General features: G+C 59.4%; 20 protein-coding genes. 9 read left to right on the top strand and 11 right to left on the bottom strand.

From position 1 onward, the window contains the following. Positions 1 to 76: 76 nt before the first annotated feature. On the top strand, positions 77 to 454 hold the full coding sequence (gene rplL / locus KYK83_RS13240; protein ID WP_103023012.1) for a 50S ribosomal protein L7/L12: 378 nt from the start codon (positions 77 to 79) through the stop codon (positions 452 to 454). A gap of 650 nt (positions 455 to 1,104) precedes the next feature. Here the strand turns inward: rplL and KYK83_RS17285 are convergent. The 6 genes from KYK83_RS17285 to KYK83_RS13210 form a co-directional block, all read right to left on the bottom strand. Continuing rightward, the gene (locus tag KYK83_RS17285) at positions 1,105 to 2,025 is read right to left on the bottom strand and encodes a hypothetical protein (protein ID WP_248284459.1); all 921 of its coding nucleotides are present in this window, start codon (positions 2,023 to 2,025) and stop codon (positions 1,105 to 1,107) included. 49 nt (positions 2,026 to 2,074) lie between these two features. Then, positions 2,075 to 4,783, bottom strand: a complete 2,709-nt coding sequence (locus tag KYK83_RS13230) for a fimbria/pilus outer membrane usher protein (protein WP_222828576.1) — start codon at positions 4,781 to 4,783, stop codon at positions 2,075 to 2,077. A 191-nt stretch (positions 4,784 to 4,974) separates the two neighbouring features. Next, the gene (locus KYK83_RS13225) at positions 4,975 to 5,775 is read right to left on the bottom strand and encodes a fimbrial biogenesis chaperone (RefSeq protein WP_222828575.1); all 801 of its coding nucleotides are present in this window, start codon (positions 5,773 to 5,775) and stop codon (positions 4,975 to 4,977) included. 115 nt (positions 5,776 to 5,890) lie between these two features. Next, positions 5,891 to 6,652 (bottom strand): hypothetical protein, encoded by a 762-nt coding sequence (locus tag KYK83_RS13220; RefSeq protein ID WP_196847502.1) that lies wholly within the window; start codon positions 6,650 to 6,652, stop codon positions 5,891 to 5,893. Positions 6,653 to 6,787: 135 nt separating this feature from the next. Continuing rightward, positions 6,788 to 7,312: a hypothetical protein gene (locus tag KYK83_RS13215; RefSeq protein WP_103023009.1), complete on the bottom strand. Its 525-nt coding sequence runs from the start codon at positions 7,310 to 7,312 to the stop codon at positions 6,788 to 6,790. A 396-nt stretch (positions 7,313 to 7,708) separates the two neighbouring features. Further along, on the bottom strand, positions 7,709 to 8,431 hold the full coding sequence (locus KYK83_RS13210) for a helix-turn-helix domain-containing protein (RefSeq protein ID WP_222828574.1): 723 nt from the start codon (positions 8,429 to 8,431) through the stop codon (positions 7,709 to 7,711). Positions 8,432 to 8,580: 149 nt separating this feature from the next. Between KYK83_RS13210 and KYK83_RS13205 the strand changes: the two genes are divergently transcribed. Continuing rightward, positions 8,581 to 9,993 carry an MATE family efflux transporter gene (locus KYK83_RS13205; RefSeq protein ID WP_221597044.1) on the top strand — a complete coding sequence of 471 codons (1,413 nt, stop codon included), beginning with the start codon at positions 8,581 to 8,583 and terminating at the stop codon, positions 9,991 to 9,993. Between the two features lies 1 nt (position 9,994). On the opposite strand, the gene KYK83_RS13200 is transcribed toward KYK83_RS13205, so the two are convergent. Next, positions 9,995 to 10,828 carry a mechanosensitive ion channel family protein gene (locus KYK83_RS13200; RefSeq protein WP_103023006.1) on the bottom strand — a complete coding sequence of 278 codons (834 nt, stop codon included), beginning with the start codon at positions 10,826 to 10,828 and terminating at the stop codon, positions 9,995 to 9,997. Positions 10,829 to 11,046: 218 nt separating this feature from the next. Here KYK83_RS13200 and groES point away from each other — a divergent pair, with 218 nt between their 5' ends. From groES to KYK83_RS13185, 3 genes are all read left to right on the top strand, one after another. Next, positions 11,047 to 11,334, top strand: a complete 288-nt coding sequence (gene groES, locus KYK83_RS13195; protein WP_103023005.1) for a co-chaperone GroES — start codon at positions 11,047 to 11,049, stop codon at positions 11,332 to 11,334. Between the two features lie 85 nt (positions 11,335 to 11,419). After that, positions 11,420 to 13,069: a chaperonin GroEL gene (gene groL / locus KYK83_RS13190; RefSeq protein WP_222828573.1), complete on the top strand. Its 1,650-nt coding sequence runs from the start codon at positions 11,420 to 11,422 to the stop codon at positions 13,067 to 13,069. Positions 13,070 to 13,300: 231 nt separating this feature from the next. Next, positions 13,301 to 13,702 (top strand): DUF4168 domain-containing protein, encoded by a 402-nt coding sequence (locus KYK83_RS13185; RefSeq protein WP_222828572.1) that lies wholly within the window; start codon positions 13,301 to 13,303, stop codon positions 13,700 to 13,702. Positions 13,703 to 13,783: 81 nt separating this feature from the next. Here the strand turns inward: KYK83_RS13185 and KYK83_RS13180 are convergent, their stop codons facing one another. The 3 genes from KYK83_RS13180 to KYK83_RS13170 form a co-directional block, all read right to left on the bottom strand. Then, positions 13,784 to 15,970 carry a DUF305 domain-containing protein gene (locus KYK83_RS13180; protein WP_222828571.1) on the bottom strand — a complete coding sequence of 729 codons (2,187 nt, stop codon included), beginning with the start codon at positions 15,968 to 15,970 and terminating at the stop codon, positions 13,784 to 13,786. 66 nt (positions 15,971 to 16,036) lie between these two features. Further along, entirely contained in the window at positions 16,037 to 17,323 is a 1,287-nt protein-coding gene (locus tag KYK83_RS13175) for an acyl-CoA dehydrogenase family protein (protein WP_222828570.1), read from the bottom strand. Beyond that, on the bottom strand, positions 17,323 to 18,672 hold the full coding sequence (locus tag KYK83_RS13170) for a phosphotransferase (protein ID WP_222828569.1): 1,350 nt from the start codon (positions 18,670 to 18,672) through the stop codon (positions 17,323 to 17,325). Before KYK83_RS13170 ends, KYK83_RS13175 begins: the two co-directional genes overlap by 1 nt. A gap of 104 nt (positions 18,673 to 18,776) precedes the next feature. Between KYK83_RS13170 and KYK83_RS13165 the strand changes: the two genes are divergently transcribed. Beyond that, entirely contained in the window at positions 18,777 to 19,184 is a 408-nt protein-coding gene (locus tag KYK83_RS13165; protein ID WP_103022999.1) for a baeRF12 domain-containing protein, read from the top strand. Between the two features lie 137 nt (positions 19,185 to 19,321). Further along, a complete protein-coding gene (locus tag KYK83_RS13160; protein ID WP_222828568.1) occupies positions 19,322 to 20,338 on the top strand; it encodes a serine hydrolase in 1,017 nt (338 codons plus the stop codon). A gap of 92 nt (positions 20,339 to 20,430) precedes the next feature. Here the strand turns inward: KYK83_RS13160 and KYK83_RS13155 are convergent, their stop codons facing one another. Continuing rightward, entirely contained in the window at positions 20,431 to 20,703 is a 273-nt protein-coding gene (locus tag KYK83_RS13155; protein ID WP_103022998.1) for a hypothetical protein, read from the bottom strand. A 248-nt stretch (positions 20,704 to 20,951) separates the two neighbouring features. Between KYK83_RS13155 and polA the strand changes: the two genes are divergently transcribed. Continuing rightward, a complete protein-coding gene (gene polA / locus KYK83_RS13150) occupies positions 20,952 to 23,816 on the top strand; it encodes a DNA polymerase I (RefSeq protein ID WP_222828567.1) in 2,865 nt (954 codons plus the stop codon). After that, the gene (locus KYK83_RS13145) at positions 23,798 to 25,093 is read left to right on the top strand and encodes a sensor histidine kinase (RefSeq protein ID WP_247714207.1); all 1,296 of its coding nucleotides are present in this window, start codon (positions 23,798 to 23,800) and stop codon (positions 25,091 to 25,093) included. The genes polA and KYK83_RS13145 overlap by 19 nt, the downstream gene beginning before the upstream one ends. Positions 25,094 to 25,103 lie beyond the last annotated feature (10 nt).

Here is a 25,103-nt window from a genome sequence, read left to right as displayed (position 1 = left end):
GGTTCCCGCATAGAACACATATTCATCGGGGCAGACCCAATCGGGCTCCCCGGCCTTATATTTGGAGTGAAACATCATGGCCGATATCGCCAAGCTTGTTGAAGAACTGTCGAAGCTGACTGTCATGGAAGCCGCTGAGCTTGCCAAGGCGCTTGAAGAAGAGTGGGGCGTTAGCGCTGCTGCTGCTGTTGCCGTTGCTGGCCCGGCTGCCGGTGGTGACGCTGGTGCGGCTGCTGAAGAGCAGACCGAATTCGACGTCGTCCTGACCGGCGACGGTGGCAAGAAGATCCAGGTGATCAAGGAAGTCCGCGCCATCACCGGTCTGGGCCTCTCGGAAGCCAAGGCTCTCGTCGAAGGCGCGCCCAAGCCGCTCAAGGAAGGCGTCAACAAGGCAGAAGCCGAAGAAATCAAGGGCAAGATCGAAGCAGCCGGCGGTACCGTCGAGCTCAAGTAAGCCTTTCGCTTACGCTTCGATCTCGTTTCGAGATCACGAAAGGGCGGCACCGCAAGGCGCCGCCCTTTTAGTTCCAGTTCGTGAGTAGCGCTAAGGACGCCACTGCCCTAACCGGCTGATTGCTTCCGGCTTATCCTGGAATGATATCAAACTGGAGATGATTGGTGTCGAAACCGTTCGCTCCGGGGGCAATGGAAACATCGCAGCTTCTTATTCTCGGCCCCGCACTTCGGCTGAGTACCGCACGACCAGACCCGTCAAGAATGATCGAATCCGATCCTGCCGCCAAGATGGCCCCCCGGAGCGCGCCCGGAGTATAGTTCACCTGGACCGTATATCCCCTTGGCGAGTTACAATATTCCCTGAATGTCCCGAGCGAATACGCATCTCCGACGCGACTGATCGAGCCCGCCGGAATGTGCCCCAACTTGCACAATTCCGGTACAGTTAGGCGCAAATTGAAAGTCTGGCTGGCGGCGGCAAAGGCTACGACAGGCTGCAGGAGCAGCGCTGCGGTCCCGGCAGCGAGAATGGTCGTCCTGTACATCACGCGTCCTTTCAGTTCGGCTGAACTTCAGGACGATGATTACGCCGATGACCCTAAAATCCGGTAAATCGCCACATTCGGGTGGCCTCTGCCGGTTATCTGTTCAACGAGCTCTGACTGAAATCGATAAAGTGTCCGTATATGAGCCAGCCCGGACATCGTCGATCTTTCCGATTACAAACCGCATTGGCAGCGAATCCCGCCTCAGCCCGCTCTCCGGGCGATTGGCAATCGATGCCGGCGCCCCAAGATTCGTAACCTGGCCATCAATCGCGACGGAATAGGGGATCGACCATTCGCTCGAACCGAGGCGCAAACGCCCATTATTGGCCGATACGATGTCGATTTCGTAAGGCCCCGTGCTGCTTAGACGCAACTGAAGGGGGACGGGTGCCACACCTTCGCGCAGCGGGCCGAGATCCACGGTCGCCTGGCCTCCGGAGACTGTGTAGGCCCCGGATAGACCGATGCGGGCCGATGGTAGCACGGTCAACCCCAACGCTAACGGTGCGCCGCCAATCGTGTTGAAACGCCGGTCGACGGCCTCGATCGTAACTTCTTGCGAGAATGTGCCATCGCGTTTCACGCCTCTTGTGTCCGGTACGAACCTGTAAAGGATCGTCCGGCTTTCACTCGGATCGAGAGAGATCGTCGCGCTAGCATTGCGGGCAAAAGTACGGCCGCTGCGCGGTGTTACATCGCGTGCTTCGGTCAGATCCACAATGGCGTATTTGAGGGGTGCTTCCAAACCGTCGGAAAGGCCCAGAGGCGGCTCACGCAGCTCGAAACTCGGAGTGAAGGCGCACACGCCGTCGCTGTCGTTGACGTAGGTGACACTGTACGTCCCTTGTGCCTCTTCGTTGGCGAACGGATCGTATCCGGCGATAATCCAACTCGCCGGACTCGGCGTGACACGAATGCGGCAACCCGTCGTTGGCAACTCGCTGGGATTTCCTTGCGGCTGGGCAGCAACGGGGATGGCGACACAGGCCATCAGACATGTCGTTAGGAAGCGGGCTATCATGTGATATTACCTTCCGGTTTCGAATAATCTGATACGATCAACTTTCGCATCAAACTGCATCCGTTTGTTCAGATGTCGGTGCCGATCCGTCACGATCGTCGAGGGTCGCCACCACGACGGGTCGGGGCGATCGCCGAGGCGAAGCGAATACCTCGCTGAGAAGGCTCACCTGCGGTGCCGTTGAAACAGCGTCCTCGCGCACCTCGAGTGCTTCCGCAGACTGATCCACTTCTCCAGCGGGCCCCTCGATCTCATCGCTCTCCGGCGTAGCTTCTGGCGGGGTGGCTTGATCTTCGCCGACGCTTGCCCCGGTGGGCCCTATCCGTCCCAGATCGAACAGTCCGTCCGTATCCTTCGGCACAGTGAAGTCGATGCGATATCCGATAGTACCGTTTCGGCCATATGTCTCGATCAGGTATCGGCGACCCGGAATAAGGCCCGATATTGCGAAGCGCCCTACCGAATTGGTGAAGAACGGTAGCGGCTGCGGATTTTCACCGTCCTGGACATCCTGAAGCGTGACGCGCCCGCCCACTAGCGACACGGGGTTCTTCGGCGTGAGGAGCAATGTGCCCATCGCACTTGCATAAGCCTCCGTACCGATGCGCGCAGCGTAACCACTCTTGTAGGGCGGATGCACCCTGAATACGCCGGGTCCGGTATCATACCCCGCGGGTGGATCTTCGACATCGTATTGCACTGTCTGGTTGGCGTAGGATCCGAGGAAGTTGTTCACCGCCGCGCCCAGGGCACCGCTTTTTGCGATGTAATCATTCTGGGCCAAGGACTGGCCAGCGACAACGCTTCGTCCACCCAGGTTCTCATGAGGGTGCAGCAGCATGAAACTATCGTTGATGCGCCGGCCAACGCCGAAAATGCCGTCGGCAAAGGCGATGGTCGTTCCTACACGTGCACTGGTGGCGTTGACGGCCGTAAAGTCGGACAGCGACGGACCAAAGCTGGCATGGCTGGCCGATACGTCAAACCGGTTGGCGGCGTAGAAAGCGTATCCTTGCGCCAGCGCCTGCCCGTCCTGGCGCGACACTATCCCGCCGAAGCCAACGCTGTTCAGATTATTCAGGCCGCTCTGGTTGTAGGAAAGTTCGCTCAGATTGTTTCGACTCTCGTACCGCGCCTCTGCGCGGCGGCGGTAATCCGGCTGGAAGACCAGACCGATCGAAAGACTGATTCCATCACCCTGAACGAAACGGCTGGGGAATTTTGCATATTCTGCTCCGGCTCGCAGCGACCATTTCCGGTCCAACCGGTAAAAAGCCGTGGTGCCCAAGCGATAGCTGTCGCCGAAGCCTCCTCGGCTCTTTATGTAGGAGGCCGTCGACGTCGAAGTGAGCCGCAGGTTCAACTGGCGCGTGTACTGGGCAGAAATCGTATAGGCCGTCGAATTGAAAGCTTCCGGATTGCTGAGTGTAGCGAACTGGTCCGATATGTAGTCGGCGCGCAGCGTCAAGCTGTCGGTCAGCCCGACACGGTCGAAATAATGTTCATAGCTTGCGCCCGCTGCAAAACCTTGGCCCGCCTCGTCCGAATTACTGACCCCGCCATCGAGCAAGAGGCGTCCGCCATTGGGCAGAATGAACTGCGTCTGGCCGGTCAAAGTCTGCACGTTCTGGCTCGCTTGCAAGCCAATTCCGATGGCCGGGCGATTGAAAAATGCCTTGCGAAAAAAACCTGTGAACGCAACCGGACCGGAATAGTCCGGCGACCCGGCGAAGGTCCGGCTGGTCGGGCCGACATATGCGCCGTATTCGTAATCTCCCGGATCGAGATCGATCGGGTCCAGATACTGCTGGTAACCCAGATTCTGGATTGCGCCTGTATCGTCGATGACCTGGATGTCGATGTCATTGCTTCCCGCGATCAGGGGAAGCGAACTATAATCGTACCGGCCAGGGTCCAGGCGAATTTCCCGGTACAACGCTCCGTTTCTTAGGAAGCGAACCGTAGATTCGCGCTGTATGATCAATTCCCGGTTCGACTGAAGGACCGCCGAACGAAACGCATTGAAGCGTCGGCGCTGGCGCAGGACCCCGACCCCGCCCATGGAAACATAGGATTGCTGTCCGCGCGTTTCCGGATCGAGATCACCGGCCACCCATCGGCGAAACTGCTCGGGTTGGTCGTAAACCAGCCGCGCGTAATTTCGTTCGAAGGTATAGCTGCTGCCAGATAGTTCCGAACGTTCGCGGAACTGCGCATCTCCTTCGAAGACGAAACGTCCGACGCGCACGGCTCCGTCGAAAGTAACCGTCGGCGGTCTGACGCTCTGGTCTTCCCAGATGTGGGTCTGGGACACGTTTAGGTTGAGATAGCCGGATACATGTGCGGGATGCAGGGAATTGTCGGTCACGTCGTCGCGGGGCGGCGCAAAAAGATCACGCACCGCGCGCTTCTCCGCGTCCACCTCAATGACCACGACCGCCAGGGTATTGGGATCGTAGGTGATCCCTACGCCCGATCCGGCGAGGTCTGTCGTTTCAAACTGATCCTTGCCGGCAAGTTGGGATGCCAGTTCAGCATGAGCTTCCGCGTTCAGAATCGTCTCGACGAGGCCGAGGAACTCACGCGTTCCAAGCAGTAGCCGATCATCTGCCGTCAGCCTGATCGGCACCTCACCAAGACTGTCCGACTGGAACGTGAGCGGGACGGTCATGTCTATGTCGCGGTCGTAGGGATTGATGTCGGGGCGCCCATGCTCGCCAATCGGCAGTCCCTGAAGACCTGTGGGGTCGGGTTCCATTGCCGGCTCTTGTCCGGGCAAGGTAACGATTACCGGATCCGCAGGATCAGGAACAGGCGGATCATCAACCCCTGGCGCAGGCTTGGGCTCTTCGACAGGAGTGGTTGGCAGTATGACTGTCGTCTGCGCGAAAGCGCTCCCCCCCAGAACGGAAGGCAGCGCGATCGAACAGAGAAGGAGTGACCGAAGCCTCACTGCTGGAACGTCAACTTGATCGGTTCCGGGCCGAAACCGCTTATCGGCAGATAGAATTTGCGCGAGCCGAGAGCGGGCACATAGCCTGTTCCGACCGCAGTCGTCAGCTCTTCGGGCGATACATCAACCCTGAGCCACTGCCCACTCTTGTCCTTACCTTCAATCTTCCAACCGAAATTGGACATCATGGCGTGGCGACGGCCTTGGTTGGTCAGAATAACTTCTACGCCTTCGACGGGCGCAGGGGCTTCGCTCTGACCCTCGGCTGGGCGAGGCTGATAAACTATGGGTCTAACCGAAGTCGCGCTTACCTCCGGCTTTGCTCCCGGAGGGGCAACAACGGCGAGTGCGCGCATATTATAGAGTACCTGGACCTTTGCAGCTACAGCGTCGTCCGAGCCAGGCGCCAGCGTAACCGGCAGCTGCTCCACAGAGATATAGTACGCCTCCGATGTTGCAGGCGTGGGATCTCCAACCCACTGTAAGCGCAAAACCTGTTTGCCACCGGGCGGAAGTGCACCTTGCGGAGGAAAGACGAGAAACTGGTCGTCCGCGGGGGTTTCCGTCATCTTTCCGTCTTCATCGATCTCCATACGGAAAATGCGAGTCTCGAACGGAAGTGTGTCGGGGCCGGTATTCTGGACTTCGATACGCGCGACAGCATCGGATCCTTGCGATTCCATTTCCACGACCATCGGCGATACGCGCATGGCAGCAGCTGGCGACACGATAAGGGCCGCCGAAAGGAATGAAAGGCAGATGGCGAAAAGACGCGCGCTGCGTTGAATAAGACGCATGCAGACCCCCTTGTGGACAGATACGGACTGTCTGGCAGAAAAATCTAAAAATTTGACAACAAGGCAGGAGAAAGCGGTTCGCCTTCTCCTGCCCATCGTTGTTTAACCCTGAGGCTTAGAGAGCGCGCAAGGTAAGCGTGGTCTTGCCGGTGTAGGTACCAGCGACCAGGCCCTTGTCCTGGATAACCGGAGCATTGATGTCGATGGTCATTGCCGAACGCCATGCGCCCTGCAGCTTGGTTGCGCTGTTCTGCGCAAGACCGACTTCGAGCTCCTGATTGGAACCAGCAGCGATGGTGCTTACGCCAACGCCATTCCACCTGGCGGTGACGCTGTAAGGGATGTTCGCCTGGAATTCGTTGGTGTCGTAACCGCTTCCATCGACGTTCACCATGCCGCGAACATCGTCCTTGTTGATTTCAACGGCATTGTTGAAATTGCAGCCCGCAGTCAGCGTCTGGATTTCGGCTTCTGCAGCGCCGACCATCTGAAACGCATTATTGACGTTTTCGTTGTTGCCCGTGCGGACGCCAATCACGCCGAAATCGATGTTCCGTGCGCCGGCCGTATTGCCCGAATAGAACGAGCAATCCTTGTTCACCGAACCTGTCAGCGTGAAGACGACGTTCACGGTGCGGGTCGCAGCAGTACTGTCGGCGGGAGCATTCGCTTCCGTCGTGTAACGCGTACCGATACCGTTGGCGAGAGCGAGCTCATTGCCAACAATGATAAGGCCGTCAACGAAGTTATAAGGCGCGCTAACAGTGCCAGTTGCGCCAATGTTCGGGCGTGCATAGTGGATCTGGTCTGGCTGAGCAGCAGCCGGAGTTGCAGCGATAGCTCCAAGAGCCACGGCGCCAAGAAGAAGTTTTTTCATCGTATTCTACCCTCAATTTGAACTGCCGGATTAAGGTGGCAGCTCGGTTGTGCATCGTTGGATAACGAAGCCGGGTGCATGCGATGCCCATCGCAACCGGCATAATTCCGCTCGCCTCGTCCGGCGAACGAAGCTCTAAAGTGGCGACACGGTGATCGTGATGGTTTCCGAATAATCTCCGGCCAGCAGTCCCGCTTCGCCGGTGCCGTTTCCGATTTCCACGCGCAGCGTCATGCCGTCGGTCGCAATCCCGCCATTGCTGGAAAAATCGCCGCCGGATTGCAAATTCCTGCTATCGAAAGATCGCTGGAGCACGCGGGTCGATGGGTAGCGCACCGGCATGGTCACGCCGATGCTGTAAGGAACACTTCCCCCATACGGACCCTGCCCCGATGGCATTACAGTATGGATCAGCGCACCGTTGGCGCTCTTGATCCGCATGTTGAAGGGGACGTTGCAATTGAAGGCGACCGGCGTTTCCGCGCGTAGTCCTTTCCGCTCCAGATTCCCGAAATCGATATTGGCAATCGATCCCATCGAGCAATGTTGCGGAATGGAACCCTTTACCGCGAGATCGAAGGATTGTGCATTGTCGATTTGTTCTGCGCTTACAGGCGCAGCGATGATGAGCGTCAGAAACGCAAAACGGGTCCAGCCCATTGCCCCCTCCCGCCAGTCCGGTTCGGACTGCGAATAATTAAGAAATGTGCAGTGGAGCCCGCGACCCATCGGTTCCGCTGTCTGTTCGGTTAACTTCCAAGTAACCTAATTCCCAAGCCTGTCCAGCCGTCCAAAAGTTAAAGCACCCATCGGACGACCATCCGCCTCCAATCAAGGGGCTATTAAGCCATTGATTGATAGCGAAAATATGAAATCTCCGGGATTCTGATCGAGCATCGCAATCTGGAAGGTGTTCAGAAACGGGACGCCCAAGCTCTTACCAAACTTGGTTAAAAGTTACCTTTGAGGCAACGGATGGAGGTTGCTCACCAAGCGCAGGCATTCGGCCCGGGATCGTTACCCAAGCGAATCGCTCCTGTTCTTCCCTGAAGAAATTCAGTCCCAGTCGATCGTTATAACGACTTTGGAAGGATCGACGCCGGCGCGCCGGGCAATGCGGGATCGGCACCGCCCGATACATTCGGGCAGGCTTTCCCCTTTATCCGGGCCATCTTCGGCTAGCGCCCGCGGCGACGGCGTAAACCCTGACGGTTCGTCGGCACCGTATAGAAGCAGGGCAGGGGTCGTGTTCAGCGCCTGAGCCAAGGCATCGAGAGCTCCTTCGCGGGGGCGCGCCTTGCCCGATTCCCATTTCCACACGGTCGGCTTGGAAACCCCGACGATTTTTCCCAGCTCCAGCATAGTCATGTCCGAAGCGCGGCGTAGCTGTCGTATTCGCGCGCCGAATGCCTGAAGGATTTCCTGGCCGATCGGGTCGTTGACCAGATTGGATGGCCTTGCCCTCAATGCCGCATGGGCAAGTTCGGCTGGCGTCAATGCGCGTTCGAGATAGCATCCCAGATTCTCGCCTGCCGCCCATGCGACAGTCGCTATTATGTTATCCTCCGCGCGATCGCTCAGTTCGATCTCGACCTTGTCGCCCTGATCCAGCGGAACCGCTCCTCGCAGCAGCATGCCGCGTTGCGATATATCCATTATCTCAAGCGTATATGTCCGATCCCCACCTCGCGCACGCGCCAGCAGACGCACGCGCCGCCGCTCGCCGCTCCTCCGCTCGGAACTACCCGATCCGGTCGGCAAGGCCGGCTTCAGTTGCATTCGTTTCTCCGATGTAGGCCACCTTGTTAGCACATCTGGCCCGCGAAAGAGACTGTGATATTTTGGTGGCAGGTTCGCAACAGAGTCTGTGCAGGGTACAGGAACTCATTGGTCTTGGACGCTTGGCACAATATCCGGGCCGGCTTATCATGGCAGACCTAGCCCCTCTGACACCCCCGCGGACACGCGGCGACGGTTGGCGCGATGAACTTCGCGCGACGCTGCGGCTGAGCTGGCCGTTAGCGACGGCGAACCTGTTGCAGATGCTCACCTACGCCATCGATGTGATTTTCATTGCGCGGTTGGGCGAAGACCAGCTGGCCGCGTCGGCGCTGGCCGTGGCCGTGTTCGGGCTGGTCATGTGGGCTCTGTGCGGCCTGACCGGCGCTGTGGCCCCGGTTGCGGCGGCAGAGCTCGGCGAGCGCGCCCCGGCCTTGCGGCCCGTGCGCCGATCGGTTCGCATGGCGCTGTGGCTGGCCCTGTTTGCCGGCATCGTGGGCATGGGTCTGTGTCTTCTACTCGGCCCATTGATGCGCGTGACAGGGCAGGAACCCCAGATCATCGCGCTGGCGATCGAATATAATACGCTGCTCGTCCTTTCGATGGTGCCGATGCTGTTCAACAACGTGCTGCGCAGTTTCGTCTCCACTCTCGACCGCCCGATTTTCGCCACGGCGATCACTGCCGGCGGCATCTTCGTCAATGCGGTGGCAAATTACGCCTTTATCTTCGGCAATTTCGGCGCGCCAGAGCTTGGCCTGCAGGGGGCCGCGGTGGCGACGATCATAACGACTTTCACGACGCTGCTTGCCTATATCGTCGCCATCCGGCTCGATCCGCGGCTGCATCGCTATCACATCTTTGGACGTTGGTGGTCACCGGACTGGGCGCGCTTCCGGCATATTGCTGCCATAGGCACGCCAATCGCGCTTACAATCACAGCAGAAGCCGGGATCTTCGGAGCTGCCGCCTTCCTGATGGGCAATATCGGCGCGAGCGAGCTCGCCGCTCATACGGTGGCCCTGCAGATCGCGGCGCTGGCTTTCCAAGTGCCGTTCGGCGTGGGACAGGCTGCCACCATCCGCGTGGGTTATTTCTATGGCGCGCGCGACGAGGGCGGCATTCGGCGCGCGGGATGGACCGCAATCGTGGTTGGTACCGGCTTCATGGTTCTGACCGCACTTGCCATGGTGGTCATCCCCAAGCCGCTGATCGCGATCTACGTCGATCCGTGGGATCCGAAAAACGCCGTCTTGGTCGGCTTCGCGCTGCAATATATCGTCATCGCCGCCGCCTTCCAGCTGTTCGACGGGATGCAGGCCGTTGCCGCCGGCGCATTGCGGGGATTGCAGGACACCCGAATTCCCATGTGGATTGCCGCCTTCGCCTATTGGGTACCGGGTATCGGAACCGCGCTGGTGCTGGGCTTTGCCACCCCGCTCGAAGGGACGGGCGTCTGGATCGGCCTTGCAACGGGCCTGACCTTTGCAGCGGCCCTGCTGGGTTGGCGCTGGCATCGACGCGAGGCGCTTGGTCTGACCCTGCGCCCCGCCAGTCGATAGCTCAGGCGCTGCGCTGCCAGATGTCGCGCTGCGGGAACGGGATCGAAATACCGACGTCGTCGAAACGCGCCTTGGTCGCCTCGGTCAGATCCCAGGAAAGCGCCAGATAATCACCTGTGGCGCACCACACGCGCATGCCGATGCCCACCGAACTGTCGTCGAGCGAGCTGACGAAGGTCTGCGGTGCCGGATCCTTCAGCACGCGCTCATCCGCTTCGGCCAGTGCCAGCAATTCCTGGCGCGCCTGCTGCATGCTGTCATCATAGGCAATGCCCACGATCAGTTCGAGCCGGCGGGTCGGATGACGATTGAGATTGACGATCGCCTGGTTCCACAGCTCCGAATTGGGGACCATGACGAACAGGCCGTCGAACTGCTTGAGCTCGGTCGTGAACAAGCCGATCTGCTGGACGGTACCGGAAATGGAACCGGCATTGATCGATTCCCCGATCTTGAACGGCTTCTGCACCAGGATCATCACACCCGATGCCACATTGCTGAGCGTGCCTTGTAAAGCCAGGCCAACGGCCAGCGCCATACCGCCCAATGCAGCGAGGATGCTGGTCGTTTCCACGCCGAACTGTGCCAGCACGGTGACCAGCACCAGCGCCCACAGCGCATATTTGACCAAGTTGGAAAGAAAGTTGGCGACCGTGGGATCGATGCGGTCGGACCGGTTCAGTGCGCGCGCCACCCAACCCGACAGGATCCCTGCCAGCAGCAGGCCGATGACCAGCACGGCGAAGGCGCCGGCGATTTCCACCATGTTCAAGCGCAACCACAGCCAGATCTGTTCGGGAATGGTCAATGCGGCAATGGTTTTGTCGGTCGTCATGACGGGCTGGCCTCTTGCTGGCTAATCTGGAAATTGGGGCGCGCGATAGGGAACCGGGCGCGTCTTGGCCACCCCCTGCCCCGGCCTGTCGCGCCGACCGAATTTTTTCCCTCTGCCCCCGTTGACACCCTTGGCGCCTGACCCCAAATGCCCCTCGCTGGCACTCTCGATGTGGGAGTGCCAACGAACATTCACACTCATTCAAGAGGTCACACACAATGGCATTTCGTCCGCTGCATGACCGCGTACTGGTCCGTCGCATCGAAGCTGATGAGAAGACCGCAGGCGGCATCATCATCCCCGACAGCGCCAAGGAAAAGCCCAGCGAAGGCGAAATCGTCGCCGTCGGTTCGGGCGCCAAGGCTGAAGACGGCACGGTTACCCCGCTCGACGTCAAGGCTGGCGATCGCGTTCTGTTCGGCAAATGGTCCGGCACCGAGGTCAAGCTCGATGGCGAAGACCTGCTGATCATGAAGGAAAGCGACATCATGGGGATCATGGGCTGAGCCCATCTCCTTCGTCATGACACTGTCAACTGTGTCAACTTCAGTAATCTGATCGAATAGAAATCTGAACGGAAAGGACAGCATTATGGCTGCCAAAGACGTAAAATTCAGCCGCGATGCCCGCGAAGGCATTCAGCGCGGCGTCGATATCCTCGCCAACGCCGTCAAGGTGACGCTCGGCCCCAAGGGCCGCAACGTCGTCATCGACAAGAGCTTCGGCGCTCCGCGCATCACCAAGGACGGCGTCACCGTCGCCAAGGAAATCGAACTCAAGGACAAGTTCGAGAACATGGGCGCGCAGATGCTCAAGGAAGTCGCTTCGAAGTCGAACGACGCCGCCGGTGACGGCACCACCACTGCCACCGTGCTTGCCCAGTCGATCGTGACCGAAGGCATGAAGTCGGTTGCAGCAGGCATGAACCCAATGGACCTCAAGCGCGGCATCGACATCGCTGTCTCGAAGGTCGTCGAAGACCTCAAGACCCGTTCGAAGGACGTGTCCGGCTCGAATGAAATCGCACAGGTCGGTATCATTTCGGCCAATGGCGACCGTGAAGTCGGCGAAAAGATCGCCGAAGCCATGGAAAAGGTCGGCAAGGAAGGCGTGATCACCGTCGACGAGAGCAAGGGTCTCGAATTCGAGCTCGAAACCGTCGAAGGCATGCAGTTCGATCGCGGCTACCTCAGCCCCTACTTCATCACCAACCCGGACAAGATGACGGTCGAACTCGAAAACCCGTACATCCTGATCCACGAAAAGAAGCTGTCGAACCTTCAGGCGATGCTTCCGGTGCTCGAAGCGGCTGTCCAGTCGGGCCGTCCGCTGCTGATCATCGCTGAAGACATCGAAGGCGAAGCGCTGGCTACCCTCGTGGTCAATAAGCTGCGTGGCGGCCTCAAGGTTGCTGCGGTCAAGGCTCCGGGCTTCGGCGATCGTCGCAAGGCGATGCTGCAGGACATCGCGATCCTGACCAAGGGCGAAATGATCAGCGAAGATCTCGGCATCAAGCTCGAGAACGTCACGCTCGGCATGCTCGGCGAAGCCAAGCGCGTCACCATCGACAAGGACAACACCACCATTGTCGACGGTGCCGGTGACGAAGGCGACATCAAGGCCCGCGTTACGGAAATCCGCACGCAGATCGACAATACCAGCAGCGATTACGACAAGGAAAAGCTGCAGGAACGTCTTGCCAAGCTCGCTGGCGGCGTAGCCGTCATCAAGGTCGGCGGTGCTACCGAAGTCGAAGTGAAAGAACGCAAGGACCGCGTCGACGATGCGCTGCACGCAACCCGCGCAGCTGTCGAAGAAGGCATCGTCCCGGGCGGCGGTACCGCGCTGCTCTACGCGTCGAAGGCTCTCCACGGCCTTTCCGGCGAGAACGACGACCAGACCCGCGGCATCGACATCGTCCGCCGTGCGCTGACCGCTCCGGTTCGCCAGATCGCAGCCAATGCCGGTCACGACGGTGCGGTTGTTTCGGGCAAGCTGACCGACGGCAACGACGAAAACCTTGGCTTCAATGCCGCTACCGACACCTATGAAAACCTGGTGTCGGCTGGCGTGATCGACCCGACCAAGGTGGTGCGCACTGCCCTGCAGAACGCTGCATCGGTTGCCGGTCTACTTATCACGACCGAAGCTGCGATCGTCGACAAGCCGGAAGACAAGTCGTCTGCCCCCGCAATGCCCGACATGGGCGGCATGGGTGGAATGGGTGGAATGGGCTTCTAAGTCCTATTCGACCAACCCGGAGATTGGGCCCGGCAGGAGCGATCCTGCCGGGCCTTTTCTTTAGAGATTCGCAAGTGTCGCCCAACTTGCTGCACTCAACTCATCGCAGGTGAGCGACATGTCTGGGTATCTGCCTTCCTTTAGACACAATTGAACCCACCAGCTGTTCGCAATGCCGACCATCATGCGCATATCGGTTGCACAGGGGACACCAGTCCAAAGGAAAACACTATGAAAACCCTCAATATTCTTCTCGCAGGCTCCGCCATGGTTCTTGCTAGCGGTGCTGCCGCTCAGTCCATGGAAGAACAGACCGCGGATCCGGCAACCACTATGCCAGCCCAGGAAGCACCTGCTCAGGATGCGCCGGCAAGCCCGGCAATGGGTGAACAGTCCTCTGATGCAGAATTTACCGATACACAGGTGAAAAGCTTCGCTGCAGCGGTCGTCGAAATTCAGACTCTGTCGGGTGATGAAGCTGCCAAGCAGCAACAGGCTGCGCAAATTGTTGCCAACTCCGGTCTCGATGCCGAAACATTCAATGCAATCGGTACGGCAATGCAAACCGATCCGGCGCTGGCCCAGCGTGTACAGCTCGCGGCCGCAGAAGTGCAGTCCCAACCCGCCGGCTAGGGTTCCAATCCCTCATATCGAAAGGCCCCCGCTGATCCGATCGGCGGGGGCCTTCTCGTTAGCGCAGTCGAGACGGAGAATTCATCCGCCTTTGCGGCTGTCCTCGGCTGCCGCAACCAGCGCGTCGGGCCATGTCACCTGGGTCTGTGTTTGCGGGTTGAAGACGCCATCGGCGTACAGCGCACCTTCTGCAGCCGCGATCTCCTCGGCCGTCAGGAATTCGCTCGGTTCGAGTGCGAACACATCCAGACCGCGGCTGATTTCCGTCGCATAGATCCGCCCCTTGTACCAATAGGCCGACCAGTAACCGCCCGTGACGAGTTGATCCTTGTCGATCGGCCCGCGGTCGAAATAGGCGATTTCGTGGATGTTCTGATCGTCGGTGAAGTCGATCACGCTGATGCCGCCCTGATACCACGCCTGCACGAAGATATCGCGCCCGGGAACGGGGATGATCGATCCGTTATGGGCAACGCAGTTTTCCTTGTCGCCCTGCGGCGCCGGAAGTTTGTAGGTCCCGCGGTAAACCAGTTTGCCGTTCTCGATTCCGTAGAACGCGTCCGCGCCCCAGTTTTTGGGGTCGCCGGCCTGGCAGCGCGGCCGGCCGCCCCCGCCCCATTCGTCGGTGAATAGCACTTTGGTACCATCATTGTTGAAGGTGGCCGAATGCCAATAGGCAAACCCTTTGTCGGTCACATCGTCGATGCGCTGCGGCTTCAAGGGATCGGAGATGTCGAGAATGATGCCATTGCCCGAACATGCCCCGGCCGCCAGCTTCTTTGCCGGGAAAACGGTAATGTCGTGGCACTGGTTCGTCTGACTGGTGTCCTGCGTGCCGTCGCCGTGATCGCCCCCGCCCCACAGACCGGCAATTTCGCCATCGCGGGCAAATACCCGGGGCCGGTCAACAATGCGGGCTTTCGATGGATCGGCGACGGGAATCTCGATCACGTCGATGCTGAAGAGCGCCGTGTTATCACCGCCCGCGCTGAAGCAACCCGGAACCTCTTCGGAATCGCGCACATAGCTTGTGCCCGAATTATACACGATCAGACGGCGATCGTCGGCGTCGACGATCGAATGGGTATGGCTGCCGCGACAGGTCTGCACCAGACCGACCTGCTTGGGACGCGTGATGTCGGAGATGTCGAAAATACGCAGCCCGCGGAAACGCTCGTCGCTGACCTTGTCATCCACTCCTTCAAGGCCGCAGTCGATCCGGCCCCGGCGATCTTCGACGCTCATGACCAGCAGATTGCCGGCAATAGATACATCGCCCTGTCCGCCCGGGCACACGACCGAGCTGATCAGTTGCGGCACGCCGTCCTGTCCGAGACGATAAGTGTTGAAACCGTGGTAACTACCCGCAACCATCATATCGCCGCTGAAAGCCATATCGGTGAAGGCAAAGCTCAGCAGCGAACCGCGCTCGCCGAATTGAGGCTCGTCTTCCTCCTCGTCGCCGTCCCTGCGAGAGGTATTCTTCGCTTCGTCCTTGCCTTTGTCGCGCTCCTTGATCGGCTGCAACTGAGCCGGGTTTTCGGGGTCGAAGAATCCTGCAGGCTTTTGCAGCGCCACCACGTGGCGCATATTGGAAATCGCCTCGCCCGCGTCGCGAAAACCGGGCTTCAGCGTTGCGCGCGGATCGGTCGAGAGCGTCGCAAGCGTTGCATTCATTCTATCGATTTCGGACCGCTGGTCGCTGACGACATCATTGGTGAATTCGTACATCACCGGATCGTAGGCGCTGCCCGACACGCCATGCAGTTCATCCACCATGTCAACCGCCCCTAGGTGGTGGGCGACCATGAGCTCGAGAAACAGGCGGTCGAAGGCGGTGCCGTTCGCGGCGGCCAGTTCGCGCATCTGCTCCGGCGACGCCATTCCTTTCATCGTGTGATGGGCATGGCCCATGCCCTGCATGGCCACGTCAAGATTGCGGTCCTCCAGCCAGGTCCGCATGAAATCCATTTCGTCTTTCTGCCCCGCTTCGATCCGATCGGCCGTCTTTAGCACCGCTTCGTTATTGGTGCGCTGCCGGACCAGTTTCGCCATATCGACAGCTTGCTGATGATGGACGATCATTCCCTGCATGAAAGACACATCGGCTGGCGAAAAGCGTGTATCGGAAAGAGCAATGGCTTCTGCTGCGTCGATGACGCGGGGCTCCGCGCCCGGCGCACCCGGAAGCACGATCGGCGCCCCCTGTGCAGCGAGCGGTGCAGTGGTCACGAGCAGTGCGGCAACCAGCGATATACGTGCGATCATTGATAACTCCCTCAAGTCGCTGCAATGGCTAGCATCCCGGGGGGGCTTGGCAATGTCGTTTGTCGATCACCCGTATTTCCCGCGCTTCGGACCAAGGTAGCCGAACAGGTACGCAGCCACCTTACGCATCTGGATTTCCTCCGCACCTTCGGTGATGCGGTAGCGGCGATGGTGGCGATAGATGTGCTCGAACGGCTTGTGGCGTGAGTAGCCGATGCCGCCGTGCACCTGCATCGCCCGATCCGCGGCTTCGCAAACCAGCCGGTTTGCCCAGTAGTTGCACATCGAAACCTTGTCGGACATCGTCTTCTCGATCTCCTCATGGTCCAGTGCGTCCATTTCCCATGCGGTCTTGTAGATCAGCAGGCGCAGCATTTCGCATTGAGTGGACAGTTCAACCAAAGGGAACTGAATAGCCTGGTTCTTCGCCAATTCTTCCCCAAACGGCTTTCGCTCTCGCGCATAGCGCACGCTCTCTTCGATACAGAACTGGGCTGCGCCCAAGCTGCTTGCCGCCTGGCGGATACGGTTCTGGTGCACGAAGCTTTGCGCCAGTGCCAAACCGCGACCTTCCCTGCCGAGGATGGCGCTGTCCGGGACCCAAACCCCTTTTATCGATAGGCGAGGGTGGTCGGTGGGCATGTTGAAGGTCCACATCCATTCTTCGATCTGCAGCCCTTCGGTGGGATTGGGGACGAGAAAGCAGGTGATCCCCGTGGCCTCGCCATCTTCGCCCGAGGTACGCGCGAACATCGCGCAATGCGTGGCCACGTGCATTCCGGTGATCCACATCTTCTCGCCATCGATCCGCCACCCGTCCACGCCATCGCGAGTCTCGCGCACAGCGGTCGTTTCCATCCAGGTCGCGTCGCTGCCATGATCGGGTTCCGTCAGCCCGAACGCGACGCGCCGCGTCCCTTCGAAACCGCCACTGATGAATTCCCGTTTCTGCTCCTCAGTCCCGAACGTTTCGAACATGGCGACGAAGGGAAAGTTTCCGACGATGGAATGCTCGTTCTGCAGATCGTTATGGAGACCAAGGCCGCGCTGCGCGAAGCGATCACGGATGACAGCCATCCACAGGTTCGAGCCGTCCTTCCCGCCGTATCTCTTCGGAGCAGAAAAACGCCAGTGACCCGCCTCGTCTGCAGCCTTCCGGGCCTGGCCCAGCAATTCCTCCCATAGTTGGGACGGCAGCCCGCCCCGCTCCCAATCCGTGCGTGCGTCTTCCCGACGGTGGTCGAAGAAACGCTGATTGTCGTCTTTCGCCACCATCGGCTCGATGACCGTCCCGATGAAGGTTTCGAGTTCGGCGTAATACTCCTCGAGCGCTTGCGGTATTGCGAAATCCATCAGTCCTCTCCTGTCCACTTTGCGCGAGCACGTTCGAGCATTGGGTATTTGGGCACGTCTGCAACAAGCTTGTCCAACGCGGCACGGCGAAGGGCAGCAAGCACCCCGGGATTTCTCAAAGAGCATTCCCCACGGAGCAATTGCTGCGCGAGATGTCTGTCTTCGCATTCAGACACAATCTGGTCGCCCCGCGCCAACATGCCCAGCGCATTGCGTGCCACTGCAAGCTGGAACCGGTCATGGCCTTCCATGCGATCTTTTATCGTGGCCAACCATTCCGAAATCGCACTTGCGATTTCGCCCATACTCGCCTCCCCCTGCGGCTCTGGCCGTTTCTCAATCGGAGGCACCGGGCGTGCCCGCTCCTCCTCGGGCGAGTCCTCTTCCAACAGCAGAAGCAGGTCGAGCTCTTGTTCGCTCGTGCGGCGCGAGATCACGACGCGTTCAAGCATGCGGTCATCGCCGCTACGCCAAAAACTCGCCATGCGGAGGCAGCCGAGGGCCCACCAAACCGTGCGATAGATCAGCCAGAAACGGAAGCGATCCAGGTCCACGCCAAAACCGCTCTCCTGCTCATATGCAACCACATAGTCTTTTAACGAGCCAAGCCCCAGCGCGAGGCGATCAATCCGCGAAAACCGCCAGACGGCCATACATCCAAAGGCGAGATCTTCGTGTCGGTCCCCGAAGTGGCATAACTCCCAGTCCAGTACGCCGGTGAGATGTGAATCTTCGGCAAGCAAATTGCCAAGACGGAAGTCGCCATGGTTGAGCACTGGCTCGACAGGCTCCGGCAAATGGTCTCGGAGCCACTTGAGGCCAAGGGCAATGATAGGCCGGTCGCCGCCAGAGTCTTCGAATTGCTGTTTGAGGCCATCGACGGCTTCTGCGTAATCCAGTTCCGGCACATCGTCGGGTAGTGCGGAGCGAGGTATGGCATGGATTCGCGCAAGGTCGCGGGCGACTTCCTCAAGAAGCCGCCCCGGCTGCTTCATATCCAAGATAACGCGCGGTTCTGCCGTACCCGGCAAAGCTCGCATGACGAAGCCACTGCCGATCCCATCGGCCGGCTCCAGCCCGACAACCACCTCCGGTGCCATCACGCCCGCATTGTGAGCGGCGTTTATGATCGCAGCTTCGACTTCATGGCCGAAGGGTCGCCCCTCCATGAATGACAAGCTGGGTGCGCGGCGCAGGACAAAATCCTCGGCGCCGCTGGAGAAAAACCAGCTTTCCATCGTGGCCCCGCCGGTGAGCCGCCGCAATCCTTCTGGTGCAGCCAATCCTACGCGTGCAAGCGCTTTCGCCAGGCCGGGTTCAAGCGCGCTTGCGCCGTCGATCTCTCCCATGCGGTCAATGTGTGCCGCGAAACGCTCCGACGCTCAAGTCTGGACCTCTTGGCACTCTCGCTCGTTCCATCTCGTGCAAACGAAAACAACAGGAGACAAATTCCATGCGCCTTCCCAACAATGCCCATGTTGCCATCGTCGATGGGGAAAATTTCATCGTGATGCGTAACAGCGGCACAGCTTTGGAACCCAAGCTCGGATCATCCGAAAAACCGGATCTAAGTGTCACGAACTTCAGTGCAGGAGTGAAGCATCAGGATCCCGTCAGCCAACAGCACGGCCGGACCGATCTGAACGAGCTTGCACACGGCGCTGCAGCGGCAGAATGGCTGAACGAGAAATCCATATCCGGAGAGATTTCGGACGTGCTCGTGATCGCCGATCCTAAAACGCTTGGCGAAATGCGGCGCCATTATCATTCGGAGTTGGAAAAACGCCTGGTCGGTGAAATCGACAAGACATTGTCGGGTGAAACCACGGCGAAAATCGAACAGGTTATTGTCAATTCCTAGCGTCTTACGCGGTCAGTTGTAACAACCGGACGGAATGAACTGTCTTCCTGACGACACCTTTCGTCGCCATGCCCTTGTATCGACACATTTTCGAGGCATTAATATTTGCCTAACCATAGAGGGTGTATGGGGTCGATATGGGAAAAGGAATTTTCGGACGGTTGCTTGCAATCGGGGCTATGGCCTTTGCCGCCCCGGCGCTCGCACAGGGAAGCGGCTTCGAAGCGCAATTCGACAATACTCTGGGCACCGAGTTGCGCGTGCCTCAGAGTCAAGGGACGCTCTATTCTTCGCCCCTTGAAAGCCGGATTGCTCAGCTTGCCGATGGATCGAATGGGCGGATCGGTGTCTATGCGGTCGATCTGACGTCTGGCCGGGAAATAGGCGTACTCGCCGATCAGCGGTTTCCCTTGGCAAGCACCAGCAAGGTCGCCATTGCAGCTACCTATCTCGCGGGAGTGGATGAGGGCCGGTGGAGCCTCACCAGCGAATATCGGCTTCCCCGCCCCGGCGGCGCATATATGCCTGCATACCGCCACCTCAGCCTGATGATCAGCAAGAGCTGCAACGACTGCACCGATGCCCTTCTTAACGCAGTTGGTGGACCGTCCGCCGTCAATAAATGGATGCGAGGAGCGGGTATCGAAGGCTTCGAACTCACCCGCAATATCGCCACTCTTATTCGCCAGGACGGTAGCATCGATCCGGCCTGGAGCGTCGATACGAAGGATAGCGCAACCCCGCGCGCGATGGGCCAACTGCTTGCCGGCATTTATCAGGGCAAATGGCTGAGCGAGCATTCCCGCCGCGTCTTGTTGGATGCGATGCTTGAAACGACTACTGGCAAACGGCGCATGCGCTCGGTCTTGCCGGTAAGCGCCAATCTTGCTCATAAAACGGGTACGCTGGCTCGTACCGCTAGCGACATTGGTATCTTTCTGACGCCCGACGGGCGTGCGATTGCCGCCGCGATTTATGTGACTGGCCAGAGCCCGTCCATGGCCGTCGAGAATGGTAGCCGTAGCGAAAAGCTCAATGCACGCGCCAACCGCGATTCACGTATCTCGACGATTACGCAGGCACTTTATAATGGGTTCGGCACAAGAGCGCAGGATGGACGCAACTGGGCGAGTGCCGATTACGGCGGCGAATAAGCTCGCTCTCATCGACCATTAAAAAAGGGCGGTGCCGAAAGGCACCGCCCTTTTCTATACGTGAACGGGAAACCGTTCGCGAAGCAGGTCGATTAGTCGGCCTGAGCTTCTGCGGTGGTTTCGTCCTGCACGTCTGCTTCGACTTCGGCAGCAGCGTGGTCAGCGTCGGCAGCCATGTCTTCAGCGCCAGCTTCCATCGACTGACCAGCCGATTCCATTGCGTCGCCAGCAGCTTCCATGTTCGCTTCAGCGTCTGCAGCAGCGTTGTCAGCAGTGGTCGCAGCCGAATCTTCGGTAGCTTCCGAACAGGCGGCGAGGGTCAGAGCAGCAGCCGAAGCAGCAGCGAAAAGAGCGATCTTGCGCATAGGTATAAATCCTTGAACAGCGAGTTTTGCTTACGGTACGAAAGACTTGCGTCCCCACACCGAGCGAGCGCCCAATTGAGGCGTCACAGTGGCTGAATAGTGGCGGGATTGAGGCATCGCAAGGATAATCGCACTCTCACCGCCACATTTCCGCCTTAATTAGGGCGAGCTCTCCGTGATTCCCGTGCGATCTTAATAGGGAGAAAAAGTCGCTCCCCAATAGGTCTGCCCGTTGCTAAGCCCCGGCCATGGGTGACAAACCACATCTCTATCTCGTTGACGGCTCGGCCTATATCTTCCGCGCCTACCATCGCCTTCCCCCGTTGACCGACCCTGAAGGCACGCCGGTTGGCGCTGTTTACGGTTATACCACCATGTTGTGGAAGCTGGCGGACGATCTTCATAAAGCCGACGGCCCGACGCATCTCGCGGTGATACTCGACAAGTCGAGCCACAGTTTCCGCAACGATCTTTACGACCAGTACAAGGCCAATCGGCCCGACCCACCTGAAGATCTGGTGCCACAATTCCCTTTGATTCGAGACGCAACGCGCGCCTTCAGCCTGCCTTGCATTGAAGAACCTGACGTCGAAGCGGACGACATGATCGCCTCTTATGCCCGCGCGGCGACGCGAAAGGGCTGGGACGTCACGATTGTCAGTTCTGACAAGGACCTGATGCAGTTGATCGGCCAATGCGCCGACGAAGATCTCGAACCGGGCGTCGAGGCAGGCGGCTGCATCGATATGCTCGATACGATGAAGAATGCCCGCATCGGACGCGACGAAGTCATCGAGAAATTCGGTGTGCCGCCGGAGCTCGTGGGCGATGTACTCGCGCTGATGGGCGATTCTGTCGACAACATTCCCGGCATCTTCGGCGTCGGGCCGAAAACGGCCAGCAAGCTCATCGCCGAACACGGCACGCTGACCGCCGCGCTCGACGCAGCGGAAGGCATGAAGACGAGCAAGCTGAAGGAACGCCTGCTCGAACATCGCGCAGACGCCGAGCTCAGCCGCGTGCTCGTCACATTGAAAGAGGACTGCGGCCTGCCCGTCTCGCTGGACGACATGAAGCTGGTGGAAGTGCCGCCTGAACCGCTGGCTGCCTTTCTCAGCAAACATGGCTTTACCAGTCTGCTGAAGCGGCTCGACGCCGGCACTGGCAGCCCCGCGCGAACGACCGAACTCGATCCCGCCCGGCAGGATACCAAAGGCGTGACCCCCGGCGAGCAAGGCAATCGCCAGCCTCCGCCCGATTATCCTGCTGTCGATCGTTCCAGCTATGAATGCGTGCAAACGCTGTCCCGGCTCGAAGAATGGATCCAGCGCGCGCATGCCGCCCGGCTCGTTGCCGTGGATACGGAAACCAGTTCACTCGATTGCATGCTGTGCGATCTGGTCGGGATCAGCCTGGCGCTCGGTCCGAACGATGCATGCTACATCCCCTTGGGTCATCGCGGGAACGATATGTTTGCAGAACGGCCGGAGCAGATCGAAAAGGCTCCCGCGCTCGCCGCTCTGCGACCACTGCTGACAAGCGATGCCGTTACGAAAGTCTTCCACAACGGCAAATACGACCTCAACGTCCTCGCTCGCAATGGCATTGCGGTATCCCCTGTCGAAGACACGATGATCATCAGCTTCGATCTGGACGCCGGCCGTCAGCTCGACGGCATCGGCGGCGGACACGGGATGGACGAGCTTGCGGACCGCCACCTTGGCCACACCTGTCTTACCTTCAAGGAAATATGCGGCACCGGGAAGAAGGCGATTCCCTTCGGTGAAGTGCCGCTCGACAAGGCGACGGAATATGCCGCGGAAGACGCCGACGTAACCTGGCGTCTGTATAAATTGCTCAAGCCCCGGCTCGCCGTTGAAGGCGGCACGAAAATCTATCAGCGCGTCGATCGGCCTCTCGTGCCTGTCGTCGCCAGCATGGAACGTCATGGCATCAAGGTCGATCGCGCCCAGCTGGCGCGGTTGTCGGAAGAATTTGCGAGCGAAACGGCGCGGCTGGAGAAGGAAATCCACGGCATAGCCGAGCGCGAATTCACCGTCGGTAGCCCCAAACAGCTAGGCGAAGTGCTGTTCGAACAGCTGGGCTACAAAGGTGGCAAGAAGGGGAAGAGCGGGCAATACTCCACGGATCAGAGCGTACTGGAGCGCCTGTCCGCCGATGGAGCGGAAATCGCCGACAAGGTGCTGGAATGGCGGCAGCTCGCCAAGTTGAAGAGCACGTATACAGACGCCCTCCAGCAGGCGATCAATCCCGAAACCGGGCGTGTCCATACCAGCTATAGCCTGGTCGGTGCACAGACGGGTCGTCTGTCTTCAACCGATCCGAACCTTCAGAACATTCCCATTCGTACAGAAATAGGGCGCCAGATTCGCGAAGCGTTCGTTGCCCAGGACGGCAACGTACTCCTAGCTGCCGACTATTCGCAGATCGAGCTTCGCCTAGCCGCACACATGGCTGACGTGCCAAGCCTGAAGGAAGCCTTCGCCGACGGCGAGGACATTCACTCGCGCACGGCCAGCGAAATGTTTGGCGAGGTCAATCGGGATACGCGCGCGCGCGCAAAAACGATCAATTTCGCCATCCTCTACGGTATATCGCGCTGGGGTCTTGCAGGTCGCCTCGGAGTGGAAGCCGACGAGGCTCAGGCCATGATCGACACCTATTTCCAGCGCTTTCCCGGCATACAGAAATACATCGTTCGCACCCTCGAGCAGGTCCGAGAATGCGGTTATTCGGAAACGCTGTTCGGTCGCAAGACCTGGTTCCCGCGGATAGGGTCGAAGAACCAGGCGGAACGCCAGGGTAGCGAGCGGGCCGCCATCAATGCTCCGATCCAGGGGACCAGCGCCGACATTATCAAGCGGGCGATGGTTCGCATGATGCCTGCCTTGGAAGCTGCAGGGCTCGCTCATGTGCAGATGCTGCTTCAGGTCCACGACGAATTGGTGTTCGAACTGCCCGAAAGCGATGTCGATACAGCGCGCAAGGTCATCGAAAACGTTATGGTCGGTGCGGCCGAACCTTCTGTAAAGCTTGACGTTCCGCTAGGTGTCGATATCGGTACCGGAACCAGTTGGGGGGCAGCACACTGAGCGAGATCGAAGACTTCGTCGCGCGTACGCGAAACCCGCGCTGGATGAATGTGGCCCTGCTGCTTGTCATCGCGGCGGCCATGTTTGCGACCATCGTTCTAGCCTATCAGACCGTAGAGGCCGAACGCGCACAGCGCCGTCAGGTCGAACGTACGGTAGAGGTGCTGGAAGAACTGCGCCAGATCAACAGCGCCGCGCTTAGTGGCGAGACCGGCCAGCGCGGTTATCTCATCACGCTCGATCGGCGGTATCTTGCACCCTACCAGATGGCCCGCGAACAGCTGGAGCCGTCACTCGATCGGGTACGCGTACTCCTCGGTGATGATGCGACGGCGCGGCAGGTCGAACTGATCGATCAGATTGACGCCTTGGCGCGCGCCAAGTTCGATGAAATGGCTGAAAGTGTCGAACTGCTCGAAAATGGTCGTCTGCTCGATGCCCGCCGTGCGACGCTGACGGATGAAGGCGTCGAAGCGATGGAGCGGCTGGTTCGCGCCATTGCGGAAATGGAAGATATCGAAAGCCGGATTCTTGCGGAACGCGCTGCCGAAGCTGCACGAAGTGAAGCTCGGGTTCTGCCGCTGCTCGGCGCCCTGTTCGTGCTGCTCATCATCGCCATGCTGGCAGGGGCACGCCTTGTCGGTCGCGCCGCGCGGGCGGAAGCCGAAGCATCGCAGGCAGCCGCAGTCAGCGAAGCGCGCGATCGCGCCGATTTGCTCGCACGCGAACTCAATCACAGGGTGAAGAACCTGTTCGCCGTCATCCTCGCGATCGTCCAGATGAGCGCGCGCGATAAGCCCGAAGCGAAGGAAGTCACCGACAGTATCGCTCAGCGCATTCGCGCGCTGCTGACCGCGCATGAGGTCAGTCAGGGCGAGCTGGAGAGGCCCGTCGCCTCGCTCCGCGCATTGGTCGAAACCTCGCTCGCTCCGTATCGCTCCAGCAAGCATCCGGCCGAGATCGAAGGTCCGGACGTCATGCTGCCGGCCAAGCGTGTTACGCCTTTGGGTCTCGTTCTGCACGAACTGACCACCAATGCCGTCAAATACGGAGCCTGGAAAAACAGGGGCACAGTCCATGTCAGCTGGACGGAAGATGATGGCATGCTCACGCTAACCTGGCGCGAAAGCGGTGCCGATCTGGAGGAACTGCCGGAACGGAAGGGTTTCGGCAGCCTGCTCATGACCAGTGCTGCCCGTCAGTTCGGCGGGACATTCGAACGCAACTTCACCAAGGACGGCTTGCAAGTCTCGATCGTATTGCCTGTGACGGATTAAGGCACCGGCT

Source organism: Qipengyuania pacifica, from assembly GCF_019857205.1.
Lineage (GTDB): Bacteria > Pseudomonadota > Alphaproteobacteria > Sphingomonadales > Sphingomonadaceae > Qipengyuania > Qipengyuania pacifica.
Note: the sequence above shows the minus strand (reverse complement) of the source record. Positions and strands in the feature narration are given on the sequence as shown.

Coding starts and splice junctions, on each gene's coding strand:
- rplL (WP_103023012.1), top strand. CDS start 77: ATGGCCGATATCGCCAAGCTTGTTGAAGAACTGTCGAAGCTGACTGTC.
- KYK83_RS17285 (WP_248284459.1), bottom strand. CDS start 2,025: ATGATAGCCCGCTTCCTAACGACATGTCTGATGGCCTGTGTCGCCATC.
- KYK83_RS13230 (WP_222828576.1), bottom strand. CDS start 4,783: ATGGAACCCGACCCCACAGGTCTTCAGGGACTGCCGATTGGCGAGCAT.
- KYK83_RS13225 (WP_222828575.1), bottom strand. CDS start 5,775: ATGCGTCTTATTCAACGCAGCGCGCGTCTTTTCGCCATCTGCCTTTCA.
- KYK83_RS13220 (WP_196847502.1), bottom strand. CDS start 6,652: ATGAAAAAACTTCTTCTTGGCGCCGTGGCTCTTGGAGCTATCGCTGCA.
- KYK83_RS13215 (WP_103023009.1), bottom strand. CDS start 7,312: ATGGGCTGGACCCGTTTTGCGTTTCTGACGCTCATCATCGCTGCGCCT.
- KYK83_RS13210 (WP_222828574.1), bottom strand. CDS start 8,431: ATGCAACTGAAGCCGGCCTTGCCGACCGGATCGGGTAGTTCCGAGCGG.
- KYK83_RS13205 (WP_221597044.1), top strand. CDS start 8,581: ATGGCAGACCTAGCCCCTCTGACACCCCCGCGGACACGCGGCGACGGT.
- KYK83_RS13200 (WP_103023006.1), bottom strand. CDS start 10,828: ATGACGACCGACAAAACCATTGCCGCATTGACCATTCCCGAACAGATC.
- groES (WP_103023005.1), top strand. CDS start 11,047: ATGGCATTTCGTCCGCTGCATGACCGCGTACTGGTCCGTCGCATCGAA.
- groL (WP_222828573.1), top strand. CDS start 11,420: ATGGCTGCCAAAGACGTAAAATTCAGCCGCGATGCCCGCGAAGGCATT.
- KYK83_RS13185 (WP_222828572.1), top strand. CDS start 13,301: ATGAAAACCCTCAATATTCTTCTCGCAGGCTCCGCCATGGTTCTTGCT.
- KYK83_RS13180 (WP_222828571.1), bottom strand. CDS start 15,970: ATGATCGCACGTATATCGCTGGTTGCCGCACTGCTCGTGACCACTGCA.
- KYK83_RS13175 (WP_222828570.1), bottom strand. CDS start 17,323: ATGGATTTCGCAATACCGCAAGCGCTCGAGGAGTATTACGCCGAACTC.
- KYK83_RS13170 (WP_222828569.1), bottom strand. CDS start 18,672: ATGGGAGAGATCGACGGCGCAAGCGCGCTTGAACCCGGCCTGGCGAAA.
- KYK83_RS13165 (WP_103022999.1), top strand. CDS start 18,777: ATGCGCCTTCCCAACAATGCCCATGTTGCCATCGTCGATGGGGAAAAT.
- KYK83_RS13160 (WP_222828568.1), top strand. CDS start 19,322: ATGGGAAAAGGAATTTTCGGACGGTTGCTTGCAATCGGGGCTATGGCC.
- KYK83_RS13155 (WP_103022998.1), bottom strand. CDS start 20,703: ATGCGCAAGATCGCTCTTTTCGCTGCTGCTTCGGCTGCTGCTCTGACC.
- polA (WP_222828567.1), top strand. CDS start 20,952: ATGGGTGACAAACCACATCTCTATCTCGTTGACGGCTCGGCCTATATC.